The following is a 15,683-nucleotide window of genomic DNA, read 5'->3' on the forward strand; positions in this document are numbered from 1 at the left end:
TTCCTCGATCCCGGTTGTCTTCCATGCACCACTGGCTTCATCAATCTGATTCCCATTACATCTGATGGGAATCAGATTGCCGGTGCCGCGCCCTCATGAACAGACGGTACGTGTCGAGTGCTTACACTGGAGCTGCGTGCCGTACTGCTTCAGATGCCTCGTGCTGAACGACGCGGACGTTTCAGTGCCTCGCTGGAAACGTGAGTGGCTCGATCCGACAGCCGAATTCTGTAGCGTGCATCACACGGTTTTGGAAACAGTCCCCGCCTCTGTATTTCGGCTGTCGGGTCACTTTGCTGCCGCGCTGCGCGCGATTAGCCGTTATCGCGAGAAACGAGCGTTCAAGGACCGCAGATGGCTGCGGTAGCAGAATTAACGGACACGATTAGCGTTGCAGCGGACGCCATTAGCACAAACTTCGAACTTCAACACTGGCCGCGCGAACCGTCGACCTCATGCGGCACGCGCAATTGTTCCCATGGCACGATGTTGCCGGACGGTGCGGCGACGATCAATGCCCGCGCGCGTTCGGTCAGCACCGGATGGGCGGCGAAGAACGCCTCGACGCGGCGCGCGCCGGCGACGCCCAGTCCAGCAATCGCCGACCACCAGCGCCGCCGCCGCGGGATTCTTACGGTCAGGTCGGCCAACGTCCGGATGCCGTGGGCGTGCAGCGCCGCGACAATGCGCGGTGGCAGCCACAGGTCGACCGCGTCGGTAATGAGTGGCACCGGTGCGGGCAGGTTGCGGAGCGTCTCGATCGCGCGGGCCACGCTGTCCCCCGCCGCGTTCGATGGGCGATCGACGAACGCGGCCGCCAGGTCGGAGCGATGCCGGTCCTGCGCGTACGCGCTGAGCCGCCGGCGAATCCCACCAAGGATACCGCGCGACGATGCCCCGACAGCCCGGCGGTCGCCCAGATAGCGGGCAACGGCGGCCCGCGCGTCCAGGCCGGCGTACCAGCCGCGCAGTGCGGCGAGCTCCGCTTCGTCCGGAAAGTCGGGCCCGTTGTTGTCGGCGGGAAGGGTCTCGCGCGTTTTCATGATCACCAGTTTAGATGAAAATTGAAGATGGACCGATAATAAGGTTTATCTCGTCGACATGATATCGAACGCAGTGGTCCGCGAATCGTGGAAAAGCAAGTAGATGATCTTCAGGGCAGGCACGCTCGTCTGCAGGGCGCCGATCTCGTCGTGATCGAACCAATGGCAACGCTCGATTTCCCCGCTGGGTTGCGGCCGAGCATGCCGCGGCGTGTCGGCCACAAAGACGGTGGTGGCGTTTCGTCAAACATCGCCCCGATGGCGGCGCCCCTGCTGCACAGTTTAGTTTCGCAGCGCTTGCCCGGACGTCCGTTCTCAGTGGGCGAACGGCCGCTCGCCTAGTATGCGGCGTGGGTCCTCGTTACAGCGGCTTATGGTCGAAGGTGCAATCGAGCCACTTTCCCGGTGAATGGGAAATAGATTCCTCATTTCGCTCTAGGTTGCTGCGGGCTGCGAATATACACTCGCCCAAAAGCAGAATACAGATACGAGAGGAGGCGGCAGTATGGGGACGTGCAGGAGCGCGTTTACCCGCCATTCGTCGAGTTGACGATTCGCTTGTCTCCCAAGTTTCTGCGGATGGGTGCCGCGAACGCGCGGTCTTCCTAAAAGGCTGACAAATTCCAACCGAATTTAATACGCAATCCTACATGATCGCGATTTCATGGGGAGAGAGATCGGGCGAGTTCGGGATGCTCGAGAGCGCATGCAGTGCCAACGAGCGAGCGAAGACTGGCTCGCCAGACAAAAAAAGTGAAAGTTTCATACACAGGAGCGGAGACAAAATGAAAAAGGTATTGTTCGGTTTGGTGGTAGCTACGGCCGCGGCATCGGCTGGCGCGCAGAGCAGCGTGACACTTTATGGCATTGTCGACAACGGCCTCCAGTACGAGAGCGGCCAACCGAAGGGGCACGTGATCGGCGCGCAAAGCGGCGGTTGGGCACAGTCTAGATTCGGTTTGACCGGTGCGGAGGACCTTGGCGGTGGCACCAAAGCGATCTTCCAACTCGAGTCGCGCCTGAACACCCAGAACGGCAGCTTGGCTAACGGTAGCTTCTTCGAGGGCCAGGCAACGGTCGGTCTGAAGAACGATACTTGGGGGCAACTGAAATTCGGGAACATGGGTTCCGCCGAGATCAGCCAGTATTCCGGCGATGTCGACCCGCAGCAGACGAAGAAGTACGCCATCGGGACGCTGGTGCGCGGTCGCATCTTTTCTCAGGCGGGTAACGGTATCGAGTACCTGTCTCCGACAATCGCCGGCTTCACGCTCCAGGGCCAGTATGACCTGACGAACTCGACCAAATGGAACGCCGGTAATCCGGGTAGCGCACCCGGCCAGCTCGGTTCCTCTACCGGTCTGGGTAGTGCCCAGGGTCGCACGGACGGTATCAAGCTGTCGTACCAGAAGGGCGGATTCTTCTGGCAAGCGACGTACGACGAAGTGCGCGACCAGAACGGGCAGTTCAGCAACGTGTATCTTGCATCGCGATCGATCCTCACGGGCGCAACGTATGCGTTCGGCCCGGTCACCGCGTACGTCGGTTACCAACATCTGAGCGCCCCCGATGCATCGAATGCCGGCTATTTCGGCACGAGCTCACCGACTGCGCTCCCGAGCGGGGTGTCGTTGCCGACAGCGGTCAACCACGAGTGGATCGGCGCGATCTGGCAAAGCACGCCGGCACTGGCGATCAGCGGAGCCGTATATCATGCCAATGCAAACCACGGAAATGGCAATGCCACGCTGTTCACGCTGGGTGCGAACTACTCGTTGTCCAAGCGGACGCTCCTGTATACGGAACTCGCATACGTCCGGAACAGTTCGACGTCGAACCTTGGACTCGATAGCGGGCTGTATGGCGCCAACTCCAACTTCGATCGGACGAGTGCAAGTGCATCCGCGTCGAATCCGGATTACGGCAAAAGCCAGTTCGGCGTGATCGCCGGCATCGCCACGCGATTCTAAGGTCCGGAGAGGGAGGCGGTTGCGCCTCTCTCTTCTTTCGTATGCGATCCGGACGCCAATCGTGCAGTCACGCTCGGAATCGCGCAGCGACCTGCTCGGGTACGTTTTCTGGTGTGATGACGACCACCGAAGAAGTATGCGAAATCGCAGACACAGGCAGCATTTTATGAAAGCTCATCACGTGCTGGCACGCTGCGCGCATATCTTGTCGGAGATCGTGGTATAGGATTGCGTGGATTCGGCCTTCTCGCAGCAACTCGATGTTGTCACGGTCGAGATCGTGGCCAATGAAGCACTTCGGTGTTTTTCCCTGGGCTTCAAGGGCCCGCAGGATCGCGCGATTGCCACCCCCCATGGAATAGACTGCGGCGATTTCGTCGTCGTGGCCGAGCGCTTGGCTGACCAGCTTTTCCGTCGGGCCATCGAGCCCGTGTCCGCCGCTTGCATCGATGATCGAAATTTGCGGTCGGCGGCTGCGCAAAGCACGGCGAAAACTGATCTCGCGTTCCTCTTCGCCTCTGAAGCGCTCATCGCTCATGGTGATGAGAACGTTGGCGGGACTGTCCGGCAGCCACTGCATCAAGAGATAGGCTGCGGTGGCACCAGCGATTCTGTTGTCGAGGCCGGCGTACGCGATGCGATCCGAGAGCGGGATATCAGTGAACGTCGTTACGACCGGAATGCCGGCGCGTTTGAGTTCGCCGATGGCGTTAGCGATCTCCGGTACGTCACGCGCTTTCAGAAAAACGCCGTGGCTCCCGTGCTGAGCGATCGAACGTAGCGCGTCGACAACTTCCCGCGTGTGCATCGTTTCTTGCATCAAATAGCGCGGCCGGAAGATCGCGGGTTGCAAAGTCGGCAGTTCCGCTTCCAACGCATCCTTGATTTCGTCTGCGAAGCGGTTGGGCGCTTCAACAACCACGTCGACACTGAGCTTTCTGCCCGCCGCGGCTGAATATAGCCCCTGTCGTTCCAAGTCCTGGATCGCTTGCTCGACGCGCCTTTTCGTGTGGTCGCGCACATTGCCGCGATTATTGATGACACGATCGACCGTTGCGACGCCAACCCCAGCCTGGAGGGCGATCTCCTTGATCAGAAAACGGTGAGCCACGACACGGGTCTCCAACGGATGGCTTTTTGATGGCTCGATGATAGCCCAACCGTCCCCGGCGCGGATGCAGTGGTCCCCGAAGCTTTCCATGGATCCTTCCCGGTCCCCGTGGGGCGTCGCAGAAAAGGCATCTACTGTTCGATTGATCGGACATATCTCGAACCACCTGCGCAATCGCAGAAGTCTCGGGAAATCCCCATGGTTGATGTATTTTTGATGGATTTGTGACGTGATGTTGATGCGCGTACTGTCGTATTCTCTCCACGCGTATAGGGTAGTGGCGTCCGTCCGGCAGTTGCATGCGGCGTGTGGCACCGTCCAAAGATGCGATTGACCGCGATGGAGTAGGACGATGGATCAGTTCAAGGAAGTGCAGCTGTTCGTGGAGGTGGCGGAAACCGGCAGTATCAGCCGAGCCGCGGAGGCGGTCGACCTATCCATCTCCGCCGCTAGCCGGTACCTGATTTCGCTTGAGAGTCGCCTTGGCGTACAGCTTGTACGTCGGACCACACGGAATCTTTTTTTGACGGAGGCGGGCGCAGAGTTCCACCGACGCTGCAAATCGATTCTCGCAGACCTCGGAGAGGCCGAGTTGGTCGTCAAAGACGCGATGGCGCGACCGAGCGGCTTACTCCGGGTGACGGCCTCGCTATCGTTTTGCATGTTGCATATCGCGCCCATGCTTCCGGAGTTTACTACCCGCTATCCGGACATAACCGTTGAAGTCGTCGCGGCGAATCGCTACTACGACATTATCGAGAACGGCATCGACGTTGCGGTTCGGACCAAAGTGCTCGAAGCGGACAGCAACATCACGGTACGTCGCCTCGCGTCCACGCGACGGGTTCTAGCTGCGGCACCCAGCTATCTTGCGGCGAACGGGGCGCCACGGTTTCCCGCGGAGCTCGGAAAGCACAAGGTGCTGAATTACAGCCTAGCGGATAATCCGCGGGATCTCGCATTTCAGCGCGACGGCGAGTGTGTCCTGGTCAAAGTTAAGCCATTGCTGGAATCGAACGACGGTCAGATCTTGAGGGTGGCGGCGCTCGACGGGATGGGCATTTTGGTTCAACCCAAGTACATCATCTACGATGATATTAAGGCCGGGCGGCTCGTCCCCGTGTTGGACGAATGGGACTTGCCACGGCTGACGATGAACATCGCATTCCAGACTCGCTCGCATATGCCGGTCAAGGTTCGTCTCTTCATCGAGGCCCTGGTGGAACGTTTTCGCGCGAACGAATTCGAGCGGCTCTGGACCGAATGACGGTGCGCCCTGACACGGACGGACCTACATGCGGAACTCTTTCTCACCTTCCGGGAAATAGATTCTCTTTTTGGCTCTGTTTTGCCGGCGAGAGCGAATATAGACTTCCTTCAAAGCTGCAAAAACATTGAAGGAGACGCTCATGCAACAGGCCGCATCTTCGGCTTCGCAACCCGCCTCGTCGTATTTCAGCGAAGAACACTCTGCCGACGTGGTGAACGCCCGCATGGGCGGTGCAATCGATCCCCGACTCAAGCAAGTGATGTCGGTACTCGTCAAACACCTTCACGCTGCCGTGAAGGAAATCGAGCCGACGCACGAAGAGTGGTTGGCGGCGATCCGCTTTCTGACCGAGACCGGCCAGATGTGCAATGAGTGGCGGCAGGAGTACATCCTCTTGTCTGACGTTCTCGGCGTGTCGATGCTGGTCGATGCGATCAATCATCGTCGTCCGAGCGGCGCAACGCCGAATACTATTCTCGGGCCGTTCTATGTCGCCAATGCGCCCGAGTACGAGAACGGCGCCAATATCTGTCTGGATGGGAAAGGCGAGCCCCTTATTGTCACGGGGCGAGTGACCGATATCGCAGGAAAACCGATTCCCGGTGCGAAGCTGGAGGTCTGGCAGACAAACGACGATGGCTACTATGACGTGCAGCAGAAAGGTATCCAGCCGGACTCGAACCTGCGCGGCGTCTTTACATCGGACAGCGAGGGTGGTTATTCGTTCAAGTCGGTCAAGCCCCGTCATTATCCGATTCCGTCTGACGGGCCCGTGGGCAAACTGCTCGGCGAAATGGGCCGGCATCCGAATCGGGCGGCGCATTTGCACTTCATCGTGACGGCACCCGGCTATGAGCCGGTGATCACACATATCTTCACACCCGACTGTCCGTATCTGCCTGAAGACGCTGTCTTTGGCGTCAAGCGCGAACTGATCGCCGAATTCCGAAAAATTGACGACATCGAGGCCGCGAAGCAGGCGGGTTTCGACGCGCCGTTTTGGTCGGTTACGTGGGACTTTACGCTGGCGCCAACGGGCACGCGGAAGCGGACCTCGTAATTGCGCGGCAAGAGCACGAAATGCCGGTACCCCTGAAACAACCCGATTCATTGGACTCCTAACATGAGCAAGAAGACCAAAGAACTGCTGGCAGCCTATTGGACGCTGGCTGGCGACGTCTACCCTGGCGCGCCGACGGAAGTCAGTCCGTATCCGCTGCGAGATCGCGCTGAAGCCGCGTCGCGGGCCGGCTGGAGCGGCGTGGGCCTCATCCTCGACGATCTCGAATACAGCGTCGAGGAGTATGGCGTGTCGGGCGTGAAGAAGATTCTCGAAGATACGGGGATGAAATACTTCGAACTCGAGATCCTCATGGACTGGTACCTCGATGGCGAGCCGCGCGTCAAATCCGACCGCTTCCGCAAACGAGTAATCGAACTCGGCGCGGAGTTGGGCATGCGCAACCTCAAGATTGGCGCGAGCCCTTTCGATGAAAGCCCCGCAGACTTTCCCCGTATGACGGATGCGTTCGCGAAGCTCTGCGAAGACGTCGCTGCGGTAGGCGCGACTGTTGCGATCGAATTCATGCCGTTCTCTGTCATTCGGAACATCGGCGACGCACTGAAGATCGCGCAAGGTGCCGACCAACCGAACGGTGGGCTGATGGTCGATCACTGGCACGTCGCCCGCTTCGGTAGCCCCTACAGCGAGGTCGCAAGCATTCCCGCGCGCTTCATCAAGGGCGTCGAGCTCGATGATGTCGCAGCAGAAATCAAAGGGACACTGCTGGACGACTCGACGTTCAACCGTCAGCTGTGCGGCGAAGGGGCTGGCGATTGCCGTGCATTCGTCAATGCACTCGAACAAGCCGGTTGCGATCTGCCGTATTACGGGGTTGAATTGATTTCGGAAGCATTCCGAAAGCTGCCACTCGAGCAGATGGCCGAGCGCGCGTACGAGACGACGATCGCGCAGTTTTCCGCCTAAGCTGGTGCGGCGGCCTGACGTAAAAGCTGCCCCCAGGAAAACATTGCGCTCCATGCTTAAACCTTACTATCTCCGGAGACAGAAATGATTCGAATCGCCGTGCTCGGCGCAGGCCGCATCGGCCGCATCCACGCCGCAAATGCAGCCTCCATTCCGAACGCGAAGCTTGTTGTGGTCGCCGACCCGGTTCCCGCTGCGGCGAATTCGCTGGCCGAGCGCCTCGGGTGCGAAGCGTCGACAGACTGCATGGCAGTGCTTCAGCGTACCGATATCGACGCAGTCGTCATTGGCACGCCGACGGATACCCACATCACCTTCATGCTCGAAGCGGTCGCTCGTGGTAAGGCGGTGCTCTGCGAAAAGCCGATCGATCTCGATATGGAAAAGTCGCTCGCTGCTGCGCGCGAAGTCGAGCGATTGGGCGGCCGCGTGATGCTCGCTTTCAACCGTCGCTTCGATCCGACCTCCCAGGCGTTCCGCGCGGCAATCGACGCCGGTGACGTCGGCGAAGTCCGTCAGGTCATCATCTCGAGTCGCGATCCGGGTATGCCGCCGCGCGACTACGTCGAGCACTCAGGTGGCATTTTCCGCGACATGGTGATCCACGATCTGGACATGGCGCGGTGGCTCCTCGGCGAGGAGCCGGTCGAGGTGATGGCGACCGCGAGTCGTCTTGTCGACCCTTCGCTTTCGGAGCTTGGCGACTTCGATACGGTCATGGTTCAGTTGCGCACCGCGTCCGGCAAGCAGTGCCATATCAATTGTTGCCGCGAAGCGGTCTATGGCTACGACCAGCGTATGGAAGTGTCGGGTTCGAAGGGCATGCTTCTGCAGGAAAACCTTCGCCCTTCCACGATCCGTCGCTGGAACAAGGACGCTACCGATGTTCGCGAGCCACTCCTCAACTTCTTTCTCGAGCGTTATGTCGACGCGTACAGGGGCGAGCTGCAGGCGTTTGTCGGCGCGCTCATCGGCAACACGCCGCTGCCGACGTCCGTTGACGATGGCCTCAAGGCGCTGCGTCTTGCAGAGTGCGCGCTGGAGTCTGCACAGACCGGGAAGGTAGTCGCGGTTTAACTATTGAGCTGGAGGAAACACGCCATGGCGCGAAAGATTGGTTCTGGAGAAACGGTTGGCGTTGCTTGCCTTGGTATCACTCATCCGCATACATCAGGGCGGGTCAAGGCGATCCAGCGCAGAGCCGATGCAAAAATGCTCGGGGCATGGGACACAAGCCCACTGCTCACACCGTTTGTGGATGCGCTGGGGCTCCAAGCGCGCTCGAAGGAAGAGATCCTCGCTGACGCGAACGTGCATGTGGTTCTCGTGCACTCGAAGAGCGACAAGATGGCCGATCTGACGATCGAGGCGCTCGAAGCCGGCAAGGCCGTGCTGTGCGAGAAGCCGGCCGGCCGCAGCTCGGAGGACGCGAAGCGCATCGTTCAGGCAGTCGAGCGCACGGGCGGCCTCGTTCAGGTCGGCTACTGCTGGCGTTTCGCGCCTTCGGTCGAAGCCATGCAAGCAGCGCTGAAGACCGGCCGTCTGGGCCGGGTCGTTCAGGTCCGTGCGCATGGCGGGTGCTCGCACGATGAAGCGGGTACGGCGCATATGACCCAACCGGGCGATATCGGAGGCGCGGTTTTCGTGATCGGGTGCCACTTGGTGGATCGCATTCTCCATCACTTTGGCACACCGCGCTCTGTCAACGCTCGCATCACCAAGTTCCTCGGCTTCCACGGTGACGAGTCTCGCGAAGATGCGGCCGGCGCTGTCCTGAACTACGAGGACAAGATCGTAACCATCGACTTCATGTCGTGGGACGTACTGCCGTGGACGGAGAGCTGGGACATCACGGCCTACGGCACGGAAGGGATCATGTCATCGCGATCACTGCCGTCCAGCTACAAGATCTACGACGCAGGCAAGGGCGACTATCCGGAAGGCTGGACCGAATGGCAAGAAACGAGCTTTCCGGAGATCTGGGCAACGAAGAAGACGGAGTATTCGCCGGACATCGCCGAAATCGGCAATCCGGTCTACTTCGACCGCGAGTCGAATGCATTCTTCGACGCGTTGCGAAACGGTACGCCGTCGGTTGTGCCGGCCACCCAGGCATTCAACATCAGTCGCGTGATCGAGGCGATGTTCGCGTCGTCGAAGCAGGCGGGCGCTGAGGTCTTTATCGACTAAATGCAAACTGGCCCCGGACCGGGGCCAGCTCAGTAGATCGTGTGTCTTTCAAATAAATAGTAATCCATATCAGGAGACAGGAATGAACATCGTCAAGTACCTCGCAATCTCGGCCAGCATCGGATTCGGATTGGCTGCTGTTTCGGTTTCGACGTTCGCGCAGGACAAGGGAGTCATCGGCATCTCGCTGCCAGACAAGACCGAATCCCGGTGGCTCACCGATGGCAAGAGCATGGTCGACGCACTGAAGGCGAAGGGGTACTCGGCCGATCTGCAGTACGCCAACTATGACGTTCCGACGCAGGTCAACCAGGTCGAGAACATGCTGGCCAAGGGCGTGAAAGCGCTTGTCATCGCGCCCATTGACGGCAAAACCTTCTCCGATGCACTCGCGTATGCGCAGAAGAAGCATATCAAGGTCATCTCCTACGATCGCCTGATCAGTCAGACGAAGGATGTCGACTACTACGCCACCTTCGATAACTACGGCGTAGGTGTGCTGCAGGCGCAAAGCATCGTCGCCGCGTGGAAGAAGAAAGGCAGCAAGACTCCGTTCAACATCGAAGTATTCGGCGGGTCATCGGACGACAATAACGCACACATGGTCTACGCGGGCGGCATGTCGGTGCTCAAGCCGTACATCGACAGCGGGAAGTTCGTGGTTCGTAGCAAACAGGTCGCGTTCGAGAAGATCGCGACCCGCAACTGGGACGGCGCGACGGCGCAATCGCGTATGGACAACCTCCTGAGCGCGTTCTATGGCAAAGATCGCCTCGACGCTGTCTGGACGCCGAATGACGCAATCGCAATCGGCGTGATTTCGTCGCTCAAGGGTGTCGGTTACGGCTCGGCGCAATCGCCGATGGCGGTCGTCACGGGCCAGGACGCTGATATTCAGAACGTCAAGGCGATCATCCGCGGCGATCAGACGACGACGGTCTTCAAGGACACGCGAAAACTCGCGAGTGTCACCGCCGACATGGTGGACGATGCCCTCACCGGCAAGACCGTCGCGGTGAACGACACGAAGAGCTACAACAACGGTGCCAAGATCGTACCGACCTATCTGGTGAAGCCTGTTCTCGTGGACAAGGACAACGTCCAGTCAATGCTGGTGAACAGCGGTTACTACACGCCGGCGCAGTTGAAGTAATTGCGGGCCGTGGCGACGCGAGCGCCGGCAGATCAGTTCGTGTGTGCCGGCGCACACGCCGCGCAACGAGCGTGTGAGAAACGAGGAGGATGAAGATGGACACCATTCTGGAAATGAGCGGCATCCAGAAGGCATTCGGCCCGGTCAAGGCCCTGAACAACGTCAACCTGCGCGTCAAAAAAGGTGAGATTCACGCAATCTGCGGGGAGAACGGTGCTGGCAAATCGACGCTGATGAAGATTTTGAGCGGCGTCTATGCTCATGGCTCGTATGCTGGCACCGTCCTGTATGACGGCGAGGAGCGATTGTTTTCGGATATCACTGATAGCGAGGCGGTGGGCATCATCATCATCCATCAAGAGCTTGCTCTTGTGCCTATGCTGTCGATCACGGAGAACATCTTTCTCGGTAATGAGCAGTCGAGGAGAGGTGTTATCGACTGGCAAGGGTCGCGCGCTCGGGCGAAGGAGTTGCTTGAAAAGGTGGGCCTCAGCGATTCACCTGACACGCCAGTTGGCACGCTCGGAATCGGTAAGCAACAGCTGGTGGAAATCGCGAAGGCGCTGTCGAAGGAAGTCAGGCTGTTGATTCTTGACGAGCCCACGGCGAGCCTGAATGAAAAGGATAGCGATACATTGCTCGATCTGCTGCTCGACCTTAAGCAGCGTGGCGTGACGTCTATCATCATCTCGCACAAGCTCAATGAAATCTCCCGGGTGGCCGATAGCATCACGGTGATCCGCGACGGCTCGACCGTTGATGAGCTGGATTGCCGCAAAGAAAGCGTGAGCGAAGACCGCATCATCAAGGCAATGGTCGGCCGCGAAATGTCGGACAGGTATCCGACGCGGACGCCCAATATCGGCGACGTGATCTTCGAGGTCAAGGACTGGCGCGTTCAGCATCCGACCCAGCGCGATCGTGCCGTAATCAAGGGCGTCAATCTCAAAGCCCGCGCTGGTGAAATCGTCGGTATCGCAGGCTTGATGGGATCGGGGCGCACCGAATTGGCGATGAGTGTCTTTGGCGGCACGTACGGCCAGGATATTAGCGGGACGGTATTAATCCATGGAAAGCCGGTCGATGTGTCGTCCGTGCAAAAAGCCATCAACGCCGGGCTTGCTTACGTCACGGAAGATCGAAAGGGCAACGGCTTGCTGCTCGACGACGACATCAGGACGAATATCTCGTTGGCCAACCTTCGGGGTGTCTCGAAATACGGCGTCGTGAATGAGCACGAGGAAGTGAGCGTTGCGGCGGACTTCCTGAAAAAGTTGCGAATCCGGGCGCAGGGTGTATCACACGTCGTCGGCAACCTGTCGGGCGGCAATCAACAGAAGGTCGTACTTAGCAAATGGCTTTTTTCAGAGCCGGACGTGCTCATTCTCGATGAGCCGACTCGCGGGATCGACGTGGGCGCGAAGTACGAGATCTACAGCATTATCAATCAAGCGGTTGCAGCAGGTAAGTGTGTCGTCGTGATCTCTTCGGAGATGCCGGAGCTTCTTGGCATGTGCGACCGGGTCTATGTCATGAACGAAGGTCGGTTCGTCGGCGAGTTCACGTCGGAAGAAGTCTCGCAAGAGAAGATCATGCGGGCAATTATGCGAAATGGAGGCATCTGAAATGCGCAAAGCTCTCTCGCCAACGGCTCCGCAGGAAGGCGAAGTCAAGAAAAGCGAAATCATGGGTGTGATCAAGCGCGGTGTGAGCGAATACGGGTTGTTGTTTTCGCTCGTAGTCATCATGGTCTTCTTCCAGGTGGCGACCAGTGGCGTGCTTATGCAGCCCCTGAATTTGACGAACCTTGTGCTGCAAAACAGCTACATCGTCATCATGGCGCTCGGAATGCTGATGGTGATCGTTGCTGGTCACATTGACTTGTCGGTTGGCTCGACGGCGGGCCTCGTGGGCGCGCTCGCCGCAGTGTTGATGGTGCAGTTCAACGTCAACTACGTCGTCGCCACCATTATTTGCATTGCGACCGGCGCACTTATCGGTGCAGTGCAGGGCTACTGGATCGCGTTCTGGCGCATGCCGTCGTTCATTGTCACCTTGGCCGGCATGCTGGTGTTCCGCGGATTGACGAATCTCGTCCTGCAAGGCCAGTCGATCGGACCGTTCCCCGATGCCTTTGCGGCAGTCAGCTCGGGCTTCATCCCGGACGTATTCCGAGGCGAGGATCTCCACATTACGTCGATCGTGCTCGGCATTCTGGTGGGTGCGGCATTTTTCGCGATCGAACTCCGGCACCGCGCGAGCGCGGCGAAGTACGGTATGGGGAAAGGGTCGATGCCGATGATGGTCGCGAAGAATGCAGTCCTTACCGGATTGATCGTCTATTTCTGTTACCTCCTGGCGTCGTATCGGGGGCTGCCGACGGTGCTGGTGATCATGGGTGTTCTGATCGCGGTGTACACGTTCGTGATGAATCGTACGACGATCGGTCGTCGCGTCTACGCCGTTGGCGGTAACGCGAAAGCGGCCCGGCTGTCCGGGGTGAGTGTCCCTGCAGTGAGCTTCCTCACGTTCGTCAACATGGGTGTGCTGGCTGCACTGGCCGGGATCATCTTCGCGGCGCGGCTCAATAGCGGCACGCCCAAGGCGGGGACTGGTTTCGAACTCGATGTCATTGCTGCGTGCTTTATTGGCGGCGCATCCGCGTCGGGCGGTGTGGGCAAGGTGGTAGGCGCGGTTGTCGGTGCATTCATCATGGGCGTGATGAACAACGGTATGTCCATCATGGGAATCGGTGTGGACTATCAGCAGGTGATCAAAGGCGTCGTCCTGCTCGCCGCCGTGTTCGTCGACGTCTACAACAAGAACAAGGCGTGAGATCTGCATCGCCAATAGAGAACAGATGAGAGGGCTCGCTTCGTGTGAGTGATTTCGTACGAGTGAGAAATGCGACAAGCGACATGACATGAGTCCCAGCCCGATGCGACTTGGGGAGGCGTGTCGCTTGTCTGAGAATAAGCATCAGTGACGGAAGCGACATGATCAAGCACATCGTGATGTGGGACGTTCGCGGCGAGACGCCCGAACAAAAGAGGGAAACCGCGCAGTTTGTTAAGAGTGCATTCGAGAGCTTGGCTGGGAAGATTCCCGGGCTGAAGAAGCTGGAGGTCGGCATGGACTTCAGCAAGGTCGACTATGCGTGCGATGTCGTCCTCTACACCGAGTTTGAGACTGTCGAGCATCTCGAGGCGTACGCATCTCACCCCGAGCATCTCCGGGTAAAGCAAGAACTCGGTGACTGCCGGATCTCACGGCACCAGGTCGACTACGCCTGATTTTCCATCGATCTGACATTTTGCGAAGGGTTCCTTCATGTACGACTTTACGTATACGACTCACGCGTCGCGCGTGATTTTCGGCGCAGGCAGCATGAATCTCGTCCAGCAGGAAGTCGAGAGGTTGGGTGCGCGTCGGGCGATCGTTCTGTGCACGCACCAACAGAAATCGCAGGCGGAGTCTGTTGCTGCACTGCTCGGCCCTGCGAGTGCGGGCGTTTTCGACGGCGCTCAGATGCATGTGCCCATTGAAAATGCTCGTCGCGCGCGTAAGTACGCGAAGGAAGTCGGCGCTGACTGTGCAGTTGCGATTGGTGGTGGATCAACCATCGGGCTTGGCAAGGCCATCGCCCTTGAGTCGTCGTTGCCCATCATCGCAATTCCGACGACGTATGCCGGTTCCGAAATGACGCCCATCTTCGGGATTACGGAGGGCGGGTTGAAACGGACCGGACGCGACGCCAATGTGCTGCCCAAGACAGTGCTCTATGACCCGGAGCTGTCGGTCGGGTTGCCCGCGCAGCTATCGTTTGTCAGTGGCCTGAACGCGATCGCACATGCGGCAGAAGGGCTGTATGCGAAAGACGGCAATCCGGTCATGGCGTTGATGGCGGAAGAGGGCATCCGGTCTTTGACGAAGGGACTGCGCGGTATCAAAAAGCAGAACCGGGACATGGAGGCTCGAAGCGATGCGCTGTACGGCGCCTGGCTGTGCGGAATGGTGCTCGGTACGGTCGGTATGGCCCTGCACCATAAGCTATGTCATACGTTGGGTGGCACATTCAACCTCCCGCACGCGGAGACGCACGCGATTGTTTTGCCGCATGCTCTCGCCTATAACAGTCCGGTCGCAGCGGATGCCATGGCGCGTATCGCGCGTGCAATAGACGCGGAGAGCGCTGCAGACGGCCTATATGAACTGAATCGGGAACTTGGCGTGCCGGTCGGGCTAGGGGAAATCGGACTGCGTGAGCAGGATCTTGATCGTGCTTGCGAGATCGCTATGTCGAATCCGTACTGGAACCCGCGCCCCATAGAGGCTGGCCCCCTTCGTGAGCTCCTGCAACGAGCCTGGGTAGGTAGCCGACCACGTCCGTGAGGCTCTCCCGGGGGCGGTGCAACTGTCCCCGGAAGACTGAAATGCAAGGCAGATCGGCCGGACCTCATTAGGTCTTTAGTCGATCGAAAAGTGTCGTGCATGATGGTGCTTCCGAAAATGGGACCTCGTCACGCGCGCGAGCGTTTCAAGACTGAAGCCGGCGAAGCGCTGCTCATCGACGACGAGCGTGATGTTCATCCGGGCACGAACGCCGAGGCCGGTTTTCCGGGCATCCAGCGTCGCACGCGGGTTGCTGAAAGGGAAACCAGTGCGTCGAAGCGGCGACCGGCATCGAGCGACGGTGCGGCCAACCGCACGCTGAGCCGTCGAAGCGCGTCGAGCACGCCGGCATGCGCCGCCAACAGCGACAGCAGCTCCCACAACGCGCCATGTCGAATCTTCGGCCGACGACTGACGCTCGGACTGCAGGATGAGTTCATCGTGAACCGCCCCGGATTTTGTGGAGGCTCCAACTCTTGAGAGAATGGAGCCATGAACAAGAAGGTAACCAAGTTTTCCCCGGAAGTCCGAGAGCGCGCGGTGCGCCTGGTGCGCGAGCAGCGTAGC

Annotated in this window: 13 protein-coding genes and 1 pseudogene; 12 read left to right on the forward strand and 2 right to left on the reverse strand. The window is 59.1% G+C overall.

Annotation, left to right across the window (positions count from 1 at the left end; all coding sequences use genetic code 11):
• Positions 1–434: 434 nt before the first annotated feature.
• Positions 435–1,043, reverse strand: a pseudogene (locus HWX25_RS31840) (phage integrase family protein); the annotation flags it as partial.
• Between the two features lie 785 nt (positions 1,044–1,828).
• Between HWX25_RS31840 and HWX25_RS31845 the strand changes: the two are divergent.
• On the forward strand, positions 1,829–3,013 hold the full coding sequence (locus HWX25_RS31845) for a porin (RefSeq protein WP_175912529.1): 1,185 nt from the start codon (positions 1,829–1,831) through the stop codon (positions 3,011–3,013).
• Positions 3,014–3,080: 67 nt separating this feature from the next.
• On the opposite strand, the gene HWX25_RS31850 is transcribed toward HWX25_RS31845, so the two are convergent.
• On the reverse strand, positions 3,081–4,214 hold the full coding sequence (locus tag HWX25_RS31850) for a LacI family DNA-binding transcriptional regulator (RefSeq protein WP_254222319.1): 1,134 nt from the start codon (positions 4,212–4,214) through the stop codon (positions 3,081–3,083).
• Between the two features lie 262 nt (positions 4,215–4,476).
• Between HWX25_RS31850 and HWX25_RS31855 the strand changes: the two genes are divergently transcribed.
• The 11 genes from HWX25_RS31855 (at position 4,477) to HWX25_RS31905 (ending at position 15,596) form a co-directional block, all read left to right on the forward strand.
• On the forward strand, positions 4,477–5,391 hold the full coding sequence (locus HWX25_RS31855; protein ID WP_175912531.1) for a LysR family transcriptional regulator: 915 nt from the start codon (positions 4,477–4,479) through the stop codon (positions 5,389–5,391).
• 142 nt (positions 5,392–5,533) lie between these two features.
• A complete protein-coding gene (locus HWX25_RS31860) occupies positions 5,534–6,454 on the forward strand; it encodes an intradiol ring-cleavage dioxygenase (RefSeq protein ID WP_175912533.1) in 921 nt (306 codons plus the stop codon).
• Positions 6,455–6,517: 63 nt separating this feature from the next.
• On the forward strand, positions 6,518–7,381 hold the full coding sequence (locus HWX25_RS31865; protein WP_175912535.1) for a sugar phosphate isomerase/epimerase: 864 nt from the start codon (positions 6,518–6,520) through the stop codon (positions 7,379–7,381).
• An 84-nt stretch (positions 7,382–7,465) separates the two neighbouring features.
• Positions 7,466–8,458: an inositol 2-dehydrogenase gene (iolG, locus tag HWX25_RS31870; RefSeq protein WP_175912537.1), complete on the forward strand. Its 993-nt coding sequence runs from the start codon at positions 7,466–7,468 to the stop codon at positions 8,456–8,458.
• Positions 8,459–8,482: 24 nt separating this feature from the next.
• Positions 8,483–9,571 carry a Gfo/Idh/MocA family oxidoreductase gene (locus HWX25_RS31875; RefSeq protein WP_175912539.1) on the forward strand — a complete coding sequence of 363 codons (1,089 nt, stop codon included), beginning with the start codon at positions 8,483–8,485 and terminating at the stop codon, positions 9,569–9,571.
• 82 nt (positions 9,572–9,653) lie between these two features.
• Complete coding sequence (gene chvE, locus HWX25_RS31880) at positions 9,654–10,724, forward strand: multiple monosaccharide ABC transporter substrate-binding protein (protein WP_175912542.1); 1,071 nt, start codon at positions 9,654–9,656, stop codon at positions 10,722–10,724.
• A gap of 95 nt (positions 10,725–10,819) precedes the next feature.
• Complete coding sequence (mmsA, locus tag HWX25_RS31885; RefSeq protein ID WP_175912543.1) at positions 10,820–12,349, forward strand: multiple monosaccharide ABC transporter ATP-binding protein; 1,530 nt, start codon at positions 10,820–10,822, stop codon at positions 12,347–12,349.
• Between the two features lies 1 nt (position 12,350).
• Entirely contained in the window at positions 12,351–13,559 is a 1,209-nt protein-coding gene (mmsB, locus tag HWX25_RS31890; protein WP_175912545.1) for a multiple monosaccharide ABC transporter permease, read from the forward strand.
• Between the two features lie 161 nt (positions 13,560–13,720).
• Positions 13,721–14,017 carry a Dabb family protein gene (locus HWX25_RS31895; RefSeq protein WP_175912547.1) on the forward strand — a complete coding sequence of 99 codons (297 nt, stop codon included), beginning with the start codon at positions 13,721–13,723 and terminating at the stop codon, positions 14,015–14,017.
• Between the two features lie 37 nt (positions 14,018–14,054).
• Positions 14,055–15,116 carry a maleylacetate reductase gene (locus tag HWX25_RS31900; protein WP_175912549.1) on the forward strand — a complete coding sequence of 354 codons (1,062 nt, stop codon included), beginning with the start codon at positions 14,055–14,057 and terminating at the stop codon, positions 15,114–15,116.
• A gap of 99 nt (positions 15,117–15,215) precedes the next feature.
• Positions 15,216–15,596 (forward strand): hypothetical protein, encoded by a 381-nt coding sequence (locus HWX25_RS31905; RefSeq protein WP_175912551.1) that lies wholly within the window; start codon positions 15,216–15,218, stop codon positions 15,594–15,596.
• Positions 15,597–15,683 lie beyond the last annotated feature (87 nt).

The organism is Burkholderia sp. BCC1640 (genome assembly GCF_902833125.1).
In the GTDB taxonomy this organism is placed as follows: Bacteria; Pseudomonadota; Gammaproteobacteria; order Burkholderiales; family Burkholderiaceae; genus Burkholderia; species Burkholderia diffusa.